Below are 16650 nucleotides of genomic sequence, written 5' to 3'. Positions count from 1 at the left end.
GCTAGTGGAGCAAGAAAATGAAGAAAGGCACCATTCTTAACGCAGAAATCTCATCGGTTATTTCCCGTCTTGGGCATACCGATACGCTGGTGGTTTGCGATGCAGGCTTACCGGTTCCGCGCAGCACCACCCGTATTGATATGGCGTTAACGCAGGGCGTGCCCTCGTTTATGCAGGTACTGGACGTGGTGACGGCGGAGATGCAGGTTGAGGCGGCCATTCTCGCGACGGAAATTAAACACCATAATCCGCAACTCCACGAAACGTTGCTCAGCCACATTGAGCAACTGCAACAACACCAGGGAAACACCATAGAAATTCGTTACACAACGCACGAGCAATTCAAACAACAAACCGCAGACAGTCAGGCGGTGATTCGCAGCGGGGAGTGTTCCCCGTATGCGAATATCATTCTCTGTGCTGGCGTCACCTTCTGAGGCCATCATGGACGCATTACTGCAACTGAAAGGGATCGATAAAGCGTTCCCGGGCGTAAAAGCCCTCTCTGGCGCGGCACTGAACGTTTATCCCGGACGCGTAATGGCGCTGGTAGGCGAAAACGGGGCCGGCAAATCCACCATGATGAAAGTGCTGACCGGTATCTATCAACGCGATGCCGGCTCGCTGCTGTGGCTGGGTAAAGAGACCACGTTCAACGGCCCGAAATCCTCCCAGGATGCGGGGATCGGTATTATCCACCAGGAGCTGAACCTGATCCCGCAGCTCAGCATTGCGGAAAACATCTTCCTCGGACGTGAGTTCGTTAACCGGTTTGGCAAAATCGACTGGAAAACGATGTATGCCGAAGCGGATAAACTGCTGGCGAAGCTAAACCTGCGCTTCAAGAGCGACCGTCTGGTGGGCGACCTCTCCATTGGCGATCAGCAAATGGTTGAAATCGCGAAGGTGCTGAGCTTTGAGTCGAAGGTCATCATTATGGATGAACCGACGGACGCGCTGACCGACACCGAAACCGAATCTTTATTCCGCGTTATCCGCGAGCTGAAATCGCAGGGACGCGGGATTGTCTATATCTCTCACCGTATGAAAGAGATTTTCGAGATCTGCGACGACGTAACGGTCTTCCGCGACGGGCAATTCATTGCCGAGCGCGAAGTCGCCACGCTGACCGAAGATACCCTTATCGAAATGATGGTGGGACGTAAGCTCGAAGACCAGTATCCGCATCTGGACAAAGCACCGGGTGAGATCCGCCTTAAGGTGGACAACCTCTGTGGCCCGGGCGTGAACGATGTCACCTTTACCCTGCGCCAGGGGGAGATCCTTGGCGTGGCGGGGTTAATGGGGGCAGGCCGTACCGAGCTGATGAAAGTGCTCTATGGCGCACTGCCGCGTACCAGCGGTTATGTCACGCTCGACGGTCATGAGGTGGTGACTCGCTCTCCACAGGATGGCCTGGCAAACGGCATCGTCTATATCTCCGAAGACCGCAAGCGTGACGGCTTAGTGCTGGGGATGTCGGTAAAAGAGAACATGTCGCTTACTGCCCTGCGCTATTTCAGCCGCAGCGGTGGCAGCCTGAAGCACAAAGATGAACAGCAGGCGGTCAGCGATTTTATCCGTCTCTTCAACGTTAAAACGCCGTCGATGGAGCAGGCGATTGGCCTGTTGTCCGGTGGGAATCAGCAGAAAGTGGCCATTGCACGCGGTCTGATGACGCGTCCGAAAGTGCTGATCCTTGATGAGCCAACCCGCGGCGTGGACGTTGGGGCCAAGAAAGAGATCTATCAGCTGATTAACCAGTTCAAGGCCGACGGCCTGAGCATCATTCTGGTCTCTTCCGAGATGCCAGAAGTATTAGGCATGAGCGATCGCATTATCGTCATGCACGAAGGGCATCTCGGTGGTGAATTCACTCGCGAGCAGGCCACCCAGGAAGTTCTGATGGCTGCCGCTGTGGGCAAGCTTAATCGCGTGAATCAGGAGTAAGAAGATGACTACCCAGGCTGTTTCTGGTCGCCGTTATTTCACAAAAGCATGGCTGCTGGAACAAAAATCGCTGATTGCCCTGCTGGTGTTGATCGCGATTGTTTCGACCATGAGCCCAAACTTTTTTACCGTTAATAACCTGTTCAATATTCTTCAGCAGACGTCGGTTAACGCCATTATGGCGGTAGGGATGACGCTGGTGATTTTGACGTCGGGTATCGATCTGTCCGTCGGTTCCCTGCTGGCGCTCACCGGTGCGGTTGCGGCTTCAATTGTAGGGATTGAAGTCAACGCGCTGGTGGCCGTTGCAGCTGCGCTGGCACTTGGGGCGGCAATTGGTGCCGTGACCGGTGTGATTGTGGCGAAAGGTCGCGTTCAGGCGTTCATTGCGACGCTGGTCATGATGCTCCTGCTGCGCGGTGTCACCATGGTTTACACCAACGGCAGTCCGGTAAATACCGGCTTTACGGATAACGCCGATCTGTTTGGCTGGTTCGGTATTGGTCGTCCGCTGGGTATCCCGACGCCGGTCTGGATCATGGCTATCGTTTTCCTCGCGGCGTGGTACATGCTGCATCACACCCGTCTGGGTCGTTATATCTATGCGCTGGGCGGTAACGAAGCGGCAACGCGTCTGTCCGGGATCAGCGTCAATAAAGTCAAAATCATCGTCTATTCGCTGTGTGGTCTGCTGGCCTCTCTGGCAGGCATCATCGAAGTGGCGCGTCTCTCTTCTGCGCAGCCAACGGCGGGGACGGGGTATGAGCTGGATGCCATTGCGGCAGTCGTTCTGGGCGGTACGAGTCTTGCGGGCGGTAAAGGTCGCATTGTTGGGACATTGATCGGCGCACTGATCCTTGGTTTCCTGAATAATGGTTTGAATTTATTAGGTGTTTCCTCCTATTACCAGATGATCGTTAAAGCAGTGGTGATTTTGCTGGCGGTCCTGGTAGACAACAAAAAACAGTAACTGACGACACTACAGGACATCTTAGATATGAACATGAAAAAGCTGGCAACCCTGGTTTCTGCTGTCGCGCTGAGCGCAACCGTAAGTGCTAACGCAATGGCGAAAGACACCATCGCGCTGGTTATCTCCACGCTGAACAACCCGTTCTTCGTCTCTCTGAAGGACGGTGCACAGAAAGAAGCTGACAAACTGGGCTACAACCTGGTGGTGCTGGACTCTCAGAACAACCCGGCGAAAGAGCTGGCAAACGTTCAGGACTTAACCGTACGTGGCACCAAAATCCTGCTGATCAACCCAACGGATTCTGACGCTGTGGGTAACGCCGTGAAGATGGCAAATCAGGCGAAGATCCCGGTCATCACCCTTGACCGTCAGGCGACGAAAGGCGACGTAGTCAGCCACATCGCTTCTGATAACGTACTGGGTGGCAAAATCGCGGGTGACTACATCGCGAAGAAAGCGGGTGAAGGCGCGAAAGTTATCGAACTGCAGGGTATTGCCGGTACGTCAGCGGCGCGTGAGCGTGGTGAAGGCTTCCAGCAGGCGGTTGCAGCGCACAAATTTAACGTACTGGCCAGCCAGCCTGCTGACTTCGACCGCACGAAAGGTCTGAACGTGATGCAGAACCTGCTGACCGCGCACCCTGACGTGCAGGCTGTGTTTGCACAGAACGACGAAATGGCGCTGGGCGCGCTGCGTGCTCTGCAGACCGCAGGTAAATCTGATGTGATGGTTGTCGGATTTGACGGCACGCCGGATGGTGAAAAAGCAGTAAAAGATGGCAAACTGGCGGCGACCATCGCTCAGCTGCCTGAGCAGATCGGCGCAACGGGCGTGCAGACTGCTGATAAAGTGCTGAAGGGCGAAAAAGTTCAGGCCAAATATCCTGTTGACCTGAAACTGGTCATCAAGCAGTAAAAGGCGAATCAGGCAGTCGCTGGCTGCCTGAGGGACACCCTATAAAGAAAAGTGTGGCATACGCCACCGGGTCACACCGGTGGCGCTCTCAGATGGACACCTCAACCATGAAAACCGCAGGCAATCTTGTCGTCCTTGGCAGTATCAATGCCGATCACATTCTTAACCTTGAATCGTTCCCGACACCGGGCGAAACCGTCACCGGTAATCAGTATCAGGTGGCATTCGGCGGTAAGGGCGCCAACCAGGCCGTCGCCGCAGGACGCAGTGGGGCGAAGATCGCCTTTATTGCCTGCACGGGTGATGACGATACCGGTGAGCGCGTACGCAAACAGCTGGCCAGCGATAACATTGATATTGCGCCTGTCAGCGTTGTCGAAGGGGAATCAACCGGCGTGGCGCTGATTTTCGTCAACGCGGAAGGTGAGAATGTCATCGGTATTCATGCGGGGGCTAACGCCGCGCTGACCACTGAGCGGGTAAACGCGCAGCGCGAGATCATCGCGAATGCCGAAGCGCTTCTGATGCAGCTGGAATCACCTGTTGAAAGCGTCCTGGCGGCCGCAGAGATAGCGCATCAAAATCATACCACTGTCGTACTCAATCCTGCGCCTGCGCGGGTATTATCAGACGAGCTGCTGGCGCTGGTGGATATCATTACCCCGAACGAAACTGAAGCGGAGAAACTGACAGGCGTTCGCGTTGAAAATGATGACGACGCCGCGCGGGCGGCGAAAGTGCTGCACGATAAAGGCATCGGCACCGTTATCATTACCCTTGGCAGTCGTGGAGTGTGGGCCAGCGTAAACGGGGAAGGCCGTCGCGTACCGGGCTTTAAGGTTAAGGCGATTGATACCATCGCGGCGGGAGATACCTTTAACGGTGCATTGGTGACTGCGCTGCTGGAAGGCAAGAGAATGGATGATGCTATTCGCTTTGCCCATGCCGCCGCGGCGATTGCCGTAACGCGCAAAGGTGCCCAGCCTTCCGTTCCGTGGCGTAAAGAGATTGATGAATTCTTAAGTCAGCAGGGGTAACGCTTGGCCACAATGAAAGATGTCGCCCGCCAGGCGGGCGTTTCTACGTCGACAGTCTCCCACGTCATTAATAACGATCGCTTCGTTAGCGAGGCGATTCGGGAGAAAGTCGAAGCCGCGGTTAAAGATCTCAATTATGCGCCGTCCGCGCTGGCGCGCAGCCTCAAGCTCAACCAGACGCGCACCATCGGCATGCTGATCACCGCCAGTACCAACCCCTTTTATTCTGAACTTGTTCGCGGTGTCGAACGCAGCTGCTTCGAGCGTGGTTACAGCCTGGTGCTGTGCAATACCGAAGGGGATGAGCAGCGAATGAACCGCAACCTGGAGACGCTGATGCAAAAACGCGTCGACGGGTTACTGCTGCTGTGTACCGAAACACATCAGCCCTCGAAAGAGATTATTCAGCGCTACCCTTCTATTCCCACGGTGATGATGGACTGGGCGCCGTTCGACGGTACCAGCGATCTCATTCAGGATAACTCGCTGCTGGGGGGTGACATGGCCACCCAGTATCTGATCGATAAAGGCTATACCCGCATCGCCTGCATTACCGGCCCCCTGGATAAAACCCCGGCGCGCTTGCGTCTTGAGGGGTATCTTTCTGCGATGGCGCGGGCGGGGCTTACTGTTCCGGATGGCTACCGTATTACCGGTGATTTCGAATTTAACGGCGGCTTTGAAGCTATGCAGAAACTGCTGTCGCAAGCGCAGCGTCCGCAGGCTGTGTTTATCGGCAACGATGCGATGGCGTTTGGCGCGTATCAGGCGTTATATCAGGCGGGACTGCGTGTTCCACACGATATGGCGGTGATTGGTTACGATGACATTGAACTGGCCCGCTACATGACGCCGCCGCTCACCACGATTCATCAGCCAAAAGATGAACTGGGCGAGCTGGCCATCGATGTGCTTATCCACCGAATGGCCGAGCCCGGCCTGCAGCAACAACGTCTGCAGCTTACTCCTGTTCTGATGGAACGGGGTTCGGTTTAGCCTTTGCTTTGTGGCGCTCTTTGATCAGGTTGCGGCCATCTTTGGGTTTTAACAGCATAAAGACCAACGCCGACACGACGGTGAGTGCGCCCATGGTAATAAAGGTATAGTGGAACTGTTCGACGGTGTTCGCGCTGTCAAAACCTTCATAAAACCGCAGTACCGCCGCACTGACGGCCACCCCCAGACTGATCGACAACTGCTGAGTCACTGCCAGCACGCTGTTGCCGCTACTGGCGTTATCGTCGGTCAGGTCGGCGAGGGTGATGGTGTTCATCGACGTGAACTGTGTCGACATGGCCATTCCCAGCACAAACAGGGGCAGGATCAGCATCCAGACCGGTAAAGAGGCGGATTGCAGGGAGAACTGCGCGATCATCAGCCCGATAAAGACCGTTACACCTACCAGCGTCTTACGATAACCAAACCAGCGCAACACCTGCGTGACGGTTGATTTGGCCAGAATAGAGCCCATCGCCGTGGGGGCCATCATGCAACCGGCAATCAGAGCCGGGTAGCCGAAACCCACCTGCAGCATCAGTGGCATCAGGAACGGCACGCAGCCCGTCCCCAGGCGTGAGGCAATGTTGCCCGCAATCCCCACGGAAAACGTTCGGGTGTTAAACAGCGACAGAGAAATTAACGGCGTCGGGTGACGGCGTGCATGACGTATATAAAGAAGGAACAGCAAAATACCGCCGAGGATGACGGAGAGTGCAATCCATGTCGCGACGATCTTCTCACCAAACAGCTCCATCCCGCTGGAGAAGAGCACCAGGCTCAGGCCAAACAGGAAAAAACCACGCATATCGAAACGGCGTCTTGGGGTGGTGAAGTTCGGCATATATTTGCGGGCATAAAGCAGCCCCGCGACGCCAATGGGAATATTAATCAGGAAGATCCAGTGCCAGCTTGCCCAGGTAACGAATACCCCGCCGAGAACCGGACCCAGTATGGGGCCGACCAGGCCGGGCATCGTGACGAAGTTGAGCACAGGAAGCAGTTCGCTGCGCGGATAGGCGCGCAGTAACGCCAGACGCGCCACGGGCATCATCATCGCCCCGCCAACGCCCTGAAGAACACGGAAGATGACCAGCTCTGTAAGAGACGTTGACAGCGCACAGGCCAGAGAGCCGAGCGTAAAGAGCGTCACGGCCAGCATGAATATTTTGCGGGTGCCGAAGCGGTCAGCCAGCCAGCCGCTTACCGGAATGAGCATCGCGACAGTCAGGGTATAACTGATGATGGCGGACTGCATCGCCAGCGGGGATCGGTTAAGGCTTTGTGCAATCGCGGGTAGCGCTGTGTTGAGGATGGTGGCATCCAGTGCCTGCATAAAGAACGCCATGGCTGCAATCCACGGCAATCCGGCCATGCTGCGCGCTTTTCTCTCTCTCATTTATGTACCTGCTGGTGGGTTGGCGCGGCCAGCAATGCCTGGCATGCATCCTGGGCTCGCTGCCCGTCGCTCTCCTGAATGGCATCAACAATCGCCTGGTGCAAATCCAGCTTTACCACTTCGTCTTGCGTAATAGAGGTAAAGTAGGTGTGGTATACCGAATGGAATAAAGAGGCAAAGGATGTCAGGAACGGATTGGCGCTCATCATATAGATGTGTTCATGCCAGGCCATATCGACCTCAATCCAGCGTTCGCGGTTGAAGTGTTTTTTCAGGAACACCATCTCTTCCATTAGGGCATTGAGCTGCGCTTTCTGTTCTGCCGTCCCGAGCGTGGCGGCAAGGAGGCAGGCCTGAGGTTCAAGACTGCTGCGCATCACCAGGAAGTGATCGACGACCTGATGAAAGTTATCTTCCGTCATCCACCATGAGAGCAGTTCCTGATCGAGGAAGTTCCAGTTGCTCTGTGGCATCACACGCGTACCAATGCGAGGACGCGGAAGCACCATTCCTTTTGCCGTTAAGGTTTTCACCGCTTCGCGAACGGCAGTACGGCTCACCCCAAACTGCTCACCCAACTCCATTTCACCCGGCAGGATGCTCCCCGGGGCATATTTACCCGCTAAAATCAGCTGAGCCAGTTTTTCTGCCAGCACATACGACAGGTTTTTTTGGGCAGCCAGTTGTTGTGCGCTTAATGGCATCGCGTTTATTCCTTAAAGATTCATGCTGATAATTATGCCACCTCGGGTGTTATTTTGGTTGCAGATACATCAAATAGAACAATTTGTAGCTTGATTTCACCCCTGTTGGTGAAAAAAAACACGGACAGAAACTTTTTTTGAATTTCCTCTTGTCACTTCAGAATAACTCCCTATAATGCGCCTCCACTGACACGGAACAACGGCACACACGCCGCCGGGTTGGCGGGGTTCAGAGATGAACACCAACAGAGAAAAGCAAAAATAAATGCTTGACTCTGAAGCGGGAAAGCGTAATATGCACACCCCGCGCCGCAGCGAAAACGAAGCGGCACTGCTCTTTAACAATTTATCAGACAATCTGTGTGGGCACTCAAAGTGACATGGATTCTTAATGTCTTCGGACACTAAATGAATACCAAGTCTCTGAGTGAACATACGTAATTCATTACGAAGTTTAATTCACGAGCATCAAACTTAAATTGAAGAGTTTGATCATGGCTCAGATTGAACGCTGGCGGCAGGCCTAACACATGCAAGTCGAACGGTAGCACAGAGAGCTTGCTCTCGGGTGACGAGTGGCGGACGGGTGAGTAATGTCTGGGAAACTGCCTGATGGAGGGGGATAACTACTGGAAACGGTAGCTAATACCGCATAACGTCGCAAGACCAAAGAGGGGGACCTTCGGGCCTCTTGCCATCAGATGTGCCCAGATGGGATTAGCTAGTAGGTGGGGTAACGGCTCACCTAGGCGACGATCCCTAGCTGGTCTGAGAGGATGACCAGCCACACTGGAACTGAGACACGGTCCAGACTCCTACGGGAGGCAGCAGTGGGGAATATTGCACAATGGGCGCAAGCCTGATGCAGCCATGCCGCGTGTATGAAGAAGGCCTTCGGGTTGTAAAGTACTTTCAGCGGGGAGGAAGGTGTTGTGGTTAATAACCGCAGCAATTGACGTTACCCGCAGAAGAAGCACCGGCTAACTCCGTGCCAGCAGCCGCGGTAATACGGAGGGTGCAAGCGTTAATCGGAATTACTGGGCGTAAAGCGCACGCAGGCGGTCTGTCAAGTCGGATGTGAAATCCCCGGGCTCAACCTGGGAACTGCATTCGAAACTGGCAGGCTAGAGTCTTGTAGAGGGGGGTAGAATTCCAGGTGTAGCGGTGAAATGCGTAGAGATCTGGAGGAATACCGGTGGCGAAGGCGGCCCCCTGGACAAAGACTGACGCTCAGGTGCGAAAGCGTGGGGAGCAAACAGGATTAGATACCCTGGTAGTCCACGCCGTAAACGATGTCGACTTGGAGGTTGTGCCCTTGAGGCGTGGCTTCCGGAGCTAACGCGTTAAGTCGACCGCCTGGGGAGTACGGCCGCAAGGTTAAAACTCAAATGAATTGACGGGGGCCCGCACAAGCGGTGGAGCATGTGGTTTAATTCGATGCAACGCGAAGAACCTTACCTACTCTTGACATCCAGAGAACTTTCCAGAGATGGATTGGTGCCTTCGGGAACTCTGAGACAGGTGCTGCATGGCTGTCGTCAGCTCGTGTTGTGAAATGTTGGGTTAAGTCCCGCAACGAGCGCAACCCTTATCCTTTGTTGCCAGCGGTCCGGCCGGGAACTCAAAGGAGACTGCCAGTGATAAACTGGAGGAAGGTGGGGATGACGTCAAGTCATCATGGCCCTTACGAGTAGGGCTACACACGTGCTACAATGGCGCATACAAAGAGAAGCGAACTCGCGAGAGCAAGCGGACCTCATAAAGTGCGTCGTAGTCCGGATTGGAGTCTGCAACTCGACTCCATGAAGTCGGAATCGCTAGTAATCGTAGATCAGAATGCTACGGTGAATACGTTCCCGGGCCTTGTACACACCGCCCGTCACACCATGGGAGTGGGTTGCAAAAGAAGTAGGTAGCTTAACCTTCGGGAGGGCGCTTACCACTTTGTGATTCATGACTGGGGTGAAGTCGTAACAAGGTAACCGTAGGGGAACCTGCGGTTGGATCACCTCCTTACCTTAAAGAACCTGCCTTTGTAGTGTCCACACAGATTGTCTGATGAAAAGTAAATAGCAAGGCGTCTTGCGATTGAGACTTCAGTGTCCCCTTCGTCTAGAGGCCCAGGACACCGCCCTTTCACGGCGGTAACAGGGGTTCGAATCCCCTAGGGGACGCCACTTGCTGGTTCGTGAGTGAAAGTCACCTGCCGACATATCTCAAAACTCATCTTCGGGTGACGTTTGAGATATTTGCTCTTTAAAAATCTGGATCAAGCTGAAAATTGAAACGACACACATGTTATGTGTGTTCGAGTCTCTCAAATTTTCGCAAACCGGTGATGAATCGAAAGAAACATCTTCGGGTTGTGAGGTTAAGCGACTAAGCGTACACGGTGGATGCCCTGGCAGTCAGAGGCGATGAAGGACGTGCTAATCTGCGAAAAGCGCCGGCGAGGTGATATGAACCTTTGACCCGGCGATGTCCGAATGGGGAAACCCAGTGTGTTCCGACACACTATCGTTAACTGAATACATAGGTTAACGAGGCGAACCGGGGGAACTGAAACATCTAAGTACCCCGAGGAAAAGAAATCAACCGAGATTCCCCCAGTAGCGGCGAGCGAACGGGGAGCAGCCCAGAGTCTGAATCAGCTTGTGTGTTAGTGGAAGCGTCTGGAAAGTCGCACGGTACAGGGTGAAAGTCCCGTACACGAAAGCACACAGGCTGTGAACTCGAAGAGTAGGGCGGGACACGTGGTATCCTGTCTGAATATGGGGGGACCATCCTCCAAGGCTAAATACTCCTGACTGACCGATAGTGAACCAGTACCGTGAGGGAAAGGCGAAAAGAACCCCGGCGAGGGGAGTGAAAAAGAACCTGAAACCGTGTACGTACAAGCAGTGGGAGCCTCTTTTATGGGGTGACTGCGTACCTTTTGTATAATGGGTCAGCGACTTATATTCTGTAGCAAGGTTAACCGTATAGGGGAGCCGAAGGGAAACCGAGTCTTAACTGGGCGTTAAGTTGCAGGGTATAGACCCGAAACCCGGTGATCTAGCCATGGGCAGGTTGAAGGTTGGGTAACACTAACTGGAGGACCGAACCGACTAATGTTGAAAAATTAGCGGATGACTTGTGGCTGGGGGTGAAAGGCCAATCAAACCGGGAGATAGCTGGTTCTCCCCGAAAGCTATTTAGGTAGCGCCTCGTGAACTCATCTTCGGGGGTAGAGCACTGTTTCGGCTAGGGGGCCATCCCGGCTTACCAACCCGATGCAAACTACGAATACCGAAGAATGTTATCACGGGAGACACACGGCGGGTGCTAACGTCCGTCGTGAAGAGGGAAACAACCCAGACCGCCAGCTAAGGTCCCAAAGTCATGGTTAAGTGGGAAACGATGTGGGAAGGCACAGACAGCCAGGATGTTGGCTTAGAAGCAGCCATCATTTAAAGAAAGCGTAATAGCTCACTGGTCGAGTCGGCCTGCGCGGAAGATGTAACGGGGCTAAACCATGCACCGAAGCTGCGGCAGCGACGCTTATGCGTTGTTGGGTAGGGGAGCGTTCTGTAAGCCGTTGAAGGTGTCCTGTGAGGGGTGCTGGAGGTATCAGAAGTGCGAATGCTGACATAAGTAACGATAAAGCGGGTGAAAAGCCCGCTCGCCGGAAGACCAAGGGTTCCTGTCCAACGTTAATCGGGGCAGGGTGAGTCGACCCCTAAGGCGAGGCCGAAAGGCGTAGTCGATGGGAAACAGGTTAATATTCCTGTACTTGGTGTTACTGCGAAGGGGGGACGGAGAAGGCTATGTTAGCCGGGCGACGGTTGTCCCGGTTTAAGCATGTAGGCGGAGGTTCCAGGTAAATCCGGTTCCTTATTAACGCTGAGGTGTGATGACGAGGCACTACGGTGCTGAAGTAACAAATGCCCTGCTTCCAGGAAAAGCCTCTAAGCATCAGGTAACATCAAATCGTACCCCAAACCGACACAGGTGGTCAGGTAGAGAATACCAAGGCGCTTGAGAGAACTCGGGTGAAGGAACTAGGCAAAATGGTGCCGTAACTTCGGGAGAAGGCACGCTGATATGTAGGTGAAGCCCCTGCGGGTGGAGCTGAAATCAGTCGAAGATACCAGCTGGCTGCAACTGTTTATTAAAAACACAGCACTGTGCAAACACGAAAGTGGACGTATACGGTGTGACGCCTGCCCGGTGCCGGAAGGTTAATTGATGGGGTTAGCGGTAACGCGAAGCTCTTGATCGAAGCCCCGGTAAACGGCGGCCGTAACTATAACGGTCCTAAGGTAGCGAAATTCCTTGTCGGGTAAGTTCCGACCTGCACGAATGGCGTAATGATGGCCAGGCTGTCTCCACCCGAGACTCAGTGAAATTGAACTCGCTGTGAAGATGCAGTGTACCCGCGGCAAGACGGAAAGACCCCGTGAACCTTTACTATAGCTTGACACTGAACACTGGTCCTTGATGTGTAGGATAGGTGGGAGGCTTTGAAGCGTGGACGCCAGTCTGCGTGGAGCCAACCTTGAAATACCACCCTTTAATGGCTGGTGTTCTAACGTAGACCCGTGATCCGGGTTGCGGACAGTGTCTGGTGGGTAGTTTGACTGGGGCGGTCTCCTCCCAAAGAGTAACGGAGGAGCACGAAGGTTAGCTAATCCTGGTCGGACATCAGGAGGTTAGTGCAATGGCATAAGCTAGCTTGACTGCGAGAGTGACGGCTCGAGCAGGTGCGAAAGCAGGTCATAGTGATCCGGTGGTTCTGAATGGAAGGGCCATCGCTCAACGGATAAAAGGTACTCCGGGGATAACAGGCTGATACCGCCCAAGAGTTCATATCGACGGCGGTGTTTGGCACCTCGATGTCGGCTCATCACATCCTGGGGCTGAAGTAGGTCCCAAGGGTATGGCTGTTCGCCATTTAAAGTGGTACGCGAGCTGGGTTTAGAACGTCGTGAGACAGTTCGGTCCCTATCTGCCGTGGGCGCTGGAGAATTGAGGGGGGCTGCTCCTAGTACGAGAGGACCGGAGTGGACGCATCACTGGTGTTCGGGTTGTCATGCCAATGGCACTGCCCGGTAGCTAAATGCGGAAGAGATAAGTGCTGAAAGCATCTAAGCACGAAACTTGCCCCGAGATGAGTTCTCCCTGAGACTTTAAGTCTCCTGAAGGAACGTTGAAGACTACGACGTTGATAGGTCGGGTGTGTAAGCGCAGCGATGCGTTGAGCTAACCGATACTAATGAACCGTGAGGCTTAACCTTACAACGCCGAAGATGTTTTGGCGATGAGAGACGATTTTCAGCTGATACAGATTAACAGAATTTGCCTGGCGGCTTTAGCGCGGTGGTCCCACCTGACCCCATGCCGAACTCAGAAGTGAAACGCCGTAGCGCCGATGGTAGTGTGGGGTCTCCCCATGTGAGAGTAGGGAACTGCCAGGCATCAATTAAAAGAACCCCGTACCGTATGGTGCGGGGTTTTTTGCTTTGGGTTTTTCCCGTCGCCGGAGAGAGCATCAGACAGCACACCAATTCAAAATAAACGCGGCGATCTCCTCAACGTTATTCAAATCCAGTACCGGTACCTCCAGATCCAGGGCTACGTCACTGGCGATTGCAATCACATGCTCATCAAGCGTCAGCTCGTGAACATCATGCCCGGCATGGCTTCTGAACAGCAGGATCTTTGCCACCGCGTCATGCTTAAACCCCTCAACCAGCACCAGATCCAGAGTAGAGTGATCCATCCGGCTAACCAGATACATGAGATCCAGCGGCGCTTCATCCGGTGTTTCAGTCATCAATGCCCAGCGCTGATCACTCGCCACCATCGTTTGGGCTGCTCCCGCCTTACGCAGCTCATAGCTGTCTTTTCCCGGCTTATCGACATCCATATTGTGATGCGTATGCTTAATTAATCCGGGGCGAACACCTTTAGCGCAAAGCGCAGGGATCAGTTTTTTCAGCAGCATCGTTTTCCCGGTACCACTCCAGGCTGAAATGGCCAAAACAGGTATCATTTTTTCTCCTGCATCATCTGCAAATCTTCTGTGGTATTGACGTTCATAAACGCCGACTTAAAATCGCTAAAATCGACTGGATGGCCGCCTGACTGGCGCATAAAAGCCATCACCCTGCGCTCTCCTGCCGTCAGGTACTCCTGTAACGCCGTAACTAACGAACGGTGGATCAACGCAACAGCAGGGTGGTCACGCTCACCATCATGGGCCCAGACAACGGGTGCGCTACCACGAAGCCGTACCATGCGTTCGACAAGACAAGACGGAATAAACGGGGTATCACACGGACAGAAGATAAACCACTCTCCGTGCGACTGCTGCATAACCGAAAGCATACCGGCCAGCGGCCCGGGGTAATTCTCCTGGATATCCTCGTAAACGGGATACCCGCTACGCTGATAAACATCTCTATGCCTGTTAGCGCTGATGGCCATTGTCATGACCTGGCCCGCAAGCGTATCAGCGACATGCTGCCAGAGTGGCTTACCGTTAAGGAGCTGAAGACCTTTATCTTTCCCCCCCATTCGGGTTGCCTTGCCACCCGCCAGAACAACGCCGATTATTTGCTGCCCATGATTCATGAATATCGCCTCTTTTATTGTGGGATTGACCCTGCTAACGTGTCACTCTCAATGAAAGGAGCACCACCATGAAATGTAAACGTCTGAATGAAGTCATTGAACTCCTCCAGCCGGCCTGGCAAAAAGAGCCAGAGCTTAATCTGATGCAATTTTTACAGAAACTGGCGAAAGAGTCAGGTTTTGACGGCGAACTGACAGACCTTTCTGACGATATCCTGATCTACCATCTCAAAATGCGCGACTCTGCCAAAGACGCTGTTATTCCTGGTATTCAGAAAGATTATGAGGAAGATTTTAAAACCGCGTTGCTGCGCGCACGTGGCGTAATTAAAGAGTAAAAGCTTGTAAGCGGCGGCACCGAAATCGCCACAAGATGATATCCTGAATCATTCGTATAATTTCCGGATGATCGGATGAACGACCAGGCTTTTACTTTCCAGACATTACACCCGGATACCATTATGGATGCGCTGTTTGAACAGGGTATTCGGGTGGATTCCGGGCTAACTCCCTTAAATAGCTACGAAAACCGCGTCTATCAGTTTCAGGACGAGGATCGTCAGCGCTTCGTCGTAAAGTTCTATCGCCCTCAACGTTGGTCCGCAGAACAAATTCAGGAAGAGCACCAGTTTGCTCACGATCTGCTGGATGATGATGTTCCCGTTGCCGCGCCGCTTAAATTTAATAACCAAACGCTGCTCACCCACGAAGGGTTTTACTATGCCGTATTCCCAAGCCTGGGGGGCCGCCAGTTTGAAGCGGATAATATCGATCAGATGGAGTGGGTTGCCCGATATCTGGGACGCATTCACCAGACGGGACGCAAAGAAGACTTTATTGCCCGTCCGACAATCGGTATTCAGGAATACCTGCTTGAACCTCGTCAGGTATTTGAAACCTCGGCGCTAATCCCCAAAGCGCTTAAGGATAATTTCCTCAACGCGACCGATAAACTTATTGATGCGGTGAAAACCTGCTGGCGCGATGATATTTCCGTTCTGCGTCTGCACGGCGATTGTCACGCTGGTAATATTCTCTGGCGTGATGGCCCGCTGTTCGTCGATCTCGATGATGCACGTATGGGGCCTGCGGTTCAGGACCTGTGGATGCTGCTCAATGGCGATAAAGCTGAGCAACGGATGCAGCTTGAAACGATTATTGAGGCCTATGAAGAGTTTAGCCCTTTTAATTCAGACGAAATTGTCCTGATTGAACCTTTACGCGCGATGCGTTTTGTTTACTATCTCGCATGGTTAATCAGGCGTTGGGACGATCCTGCATTTCCCCGTAATTTCCCGTGGCTTACCGGAGAGGATTACTGGCGCAGCCAGATATCCACATTTACTGAGCAGGTTAAGGTTCTTAAGGAGCCCCCTCTGCAATTAACGCCGATGTATTAATTGGACACACCCAGGAGAGAGTTAATCATGAAAAAAATTTGGCTGGCGCTGGCAGGTATGATTCTGGCATTTAGCGCTTCTGCTGCGCAGTTTACCGACGGCAAACAGTATACGACGCTGGAAAAACCAGTCGCTGGCGAGCCACAGGTTCTGGAGTTCTTCTCGTTCTATTGCCCACATTGCTATCAGTTCGAGCAGGTGCTGCATGTTTCCGATAACGTGAAGAAAAAGCTGCCAGAAGGCACCAAAATGACCAAGTATCACGTTGAGTTCCTGGGCCCATTGGGTAAAGACCTGACTCAGGCATGGGCGGTAGCTATCGCGCTGGGCGTGGAAGATAAGATCACTGCACCAATGTTTGAAGCAGTCCAGAAAACCCAGACAGTTCAGACGACTGCAGATATCCGTAAAGTCTTCGTGGATGCCGGTGTGAAAGGTGAAGAATACGACGCGGCATGGAACAGCTTTGTGGTGAAATCTCTGGTAGCCCAGCAGGAAAAAGCCGCCGCAGACCTTCAGCTGCAGGGCGTTCCGGCGATGTATGTTAACGGCAAATATCAGCTGAACACGCAGGGCATGGACACCAGCAGCATGGATATCTTCGTACAGCAGTACGCGGATACCGTGAAATATCTGGTCGAGAAGAAGTAAGATCAATAAA

At 53.4% G+C, this 16650-nt stretch carries 13 protein-coding genes, 1 tRNA gene and 3 rRNA genes; 13 read left to right on the top strand and 4 right to left on the bottom strand.

Going from position 1 to position 16650, the window contains the following annotated elements; genetic code table 11:
- Positions 1-17 precede the first annotated feature (17 nt).
- The 6 genes from rbsD (at position 18) to rbsR (ending at position 5871) form a co-directional block, all read left to right on the top strand.
- Entirely contained in the window at positions 18-437 is a 420-nt protein-coding gene (gene rbsD / locus BH714_RS15030) for a D-ribose pyranase (RefSeq protein ID WP_040018315.1), read from the top strand.
- A gap of 7 nt (positions 438-444) precedes the next feature.
- On the top strand, positions 445-1950 hold the full coding sequence (rbsA, locus tag BH714_RS15025) for a ribose ABC transporter ATP-binding protein RbsA (protein ID WP_020882771.1): 1506 nt from the start codon (positions 445-447) through the stop codon (positions 1948-1950).
- Between the two features lie 4 nt (positions 1951-1954).
- Complete coding sequence (rbsC, locus tag BH714_RS15020) at positions 1955-2920, top strand: ribose ABC transporter permease (protein ID WP_020882772.1); 966 nt, start codon at positions 1955-1957, stop codon at positions 2918-2920.
- A gap of 27 nt (positions 2921-2947) precedes the next feature.
- Positions 2948-3838, top strand: a complete 891-nt coding sequence (rbsB, locus tag BH714_RS15015) for a ribose ABC transporter substrate-binding protein RbsB (RefSeq protein WP_014172267.1) — start codon at positions 2948-2950, stop codon at positions 3836-3838.
- A gap of 107 nt (positions 3839-3945) precedes the next feature.
- Positions 3946-4875 carry a ribokinase gene (gene rbsK / locus BH714_RS15010; protein WP_020882773.1) on the top strand — a complete coding sequence of 310 codons (930 nt, stop codon included), beginning with the start codon at positions 3946-3948 and terminating at the stop codon, positions 4873-4875.
- 3 nt (positions 4876-4878) lie between these two features.
- Complete coding sequence (rbsR, locus tag BH714_RS15005) at positions 4879-5871, top strand: ribose operon transcriptional repressor RbsR (RefSeq protein WP_072255737.1); 993 nt, start codon at positions 4879-4881, stop codon at positions 5869-5871.
- On the opposite strand, the gene mdtD is transcribed toward rbsR, so the two are convergent.
- Positions 5837-7270 (bottom strand): multidrug transporter subunit MdtD, encoded by a 1434-nt coding sequence (gene mdtD, locus BH714_RS15000; protein ID WP_020882775.1) that lies wholly within the window; start codon positions 7268-7270, stop codon positions 5837-5839. The genes rbsR and mdtD overlap by 35 nt on opposite strands.
- Entirely contained in the window at positions 7267-7974 is a 708-nt protein-coding gene (locus BH714_RS14995) for a FadR/GntR family transcriptional regulator (RefSeq protein ID WP_020882776.1), read from the bottom strand. Before BH714_RS14995 ends, mdtD begins: the two co-directional genes overlap by 4 nt.
- A gap of 476 nt (positions 7975-8450) precedes the next feature.
- On the opposite strand from BH714_RS14995, the gene BH714_RS14985 reads away from it, so the two are divergent.
- From BH714_RS14985 to rrf, 4 genes are all read left to right on the top strand, one after another.
- Positions 8451-9990, top strand: a 16S ribosomal RNA gene (locus BH714_RS14985).
- An 85-nt stretch (positions 9991-10075) separates the two neighbouring features.
- A tRNA-Glu gene (locus tag BH714_RS14980) sits at positions 10076-10151 on the top strand.
- A 192-nt stretch (positions 10152-10343) separates the two neighbouring features.
- Positions 10344-13250, top strand: a 23S ribosomal RNA gene (locus tag BH714_RS14975).
- Between the two features lie 64 nt (positions 13251-13314).
- A 5S ribosomal RNA gene (gene rrf / locus BH714_RS14970) occupies positions 13315-13430 on the top strand.
- The 16S, 23S and 5S rRNA genes sit together here with 1 tRNA gene alongside, the layout of an rRNA operon.
- A 74-nt stretch (positions 13431-13504) precedes the next feature.
- Here rrf and mobB read toward each other — a convergent pair.
- Complete coding sequence (gene mobB / locus BH714_RS14965) at positions 13505-14008, bottom strand: molybdopterin-guanine dinucleotide biosynthesis protein MobB (RefSeq protein WP_040018313.1); 504 nt, start codon at positions 14006-14008, stop codon at positions 13505-13507.
- Entirely contained in the window at positions 14005-14589 is a 585-nt protein-coding gene (gene mobA, locus BH714_RS14960; protein ID WP_040018312.1) for a molybdenum cofactor guanylyltransferase MobA, read from the bottom strand. The genes mobB and mobA overlap by 4 nt, the downstream gene beginning before the upstream one ends.
- Positions 14590-14657: 68 nt before the next feature.
- On the opposite strand from mobA, the gene BH714_RS14955 reads away from it, so the two are divergent.
- From BH714_RS14955 to dsbA, 3 genes are all read left to right on the top strand, one after another.
- Positions 14658-14927: a YihD family protein gene (locus BH714_RS14955; RefSeq protein WP_010436801.1), complete on the top strand. Its 270-nt coding sequence runs from the start codon at positions 14658-14660 to the stop codon at positions 14925-14927.
- Between the two features lie 75 nt (positions 14928-15002).
- A complete protein-coding gene (locus BH714_RS14950) occupies positions 15003-15989 on the top strand; it encodes a serine/threonine protein kinase (RefSeq protein ID WP_020883991.1) in 987 nt (328 codons plus the stop codon).
- A gap of 27 nt (positions 15990-16016) precedes the next feature.
- Positions 16017-16640, top strand: coding sequence for a thiol:disulfide interchange protein DsbA (gene dsbA / locus BH714_RS14945; protein ID WP_020883990.1), 624 nt, complete (start codon positions 16017-16019; stop codon positions 16638-16640).
- The last annotated feature ends 10 nt before the right edge of the window (positions 16641-16650 follow it).

Source organism: Enterobacter ludwigii (assembly GCF_001750725.1).
GTDB lineage: Bacteria > Pseudomonadota > Gammaproteobacteria > Enterobacterales > Enterobacteriaceae > Enterobacter > Enterobacter ludwigii.
The sequence above is the reverse complement of the archived record's forward strand: the minus strand, read 5'-3'. Positions and strand labels throughout refer to the sequence as shown.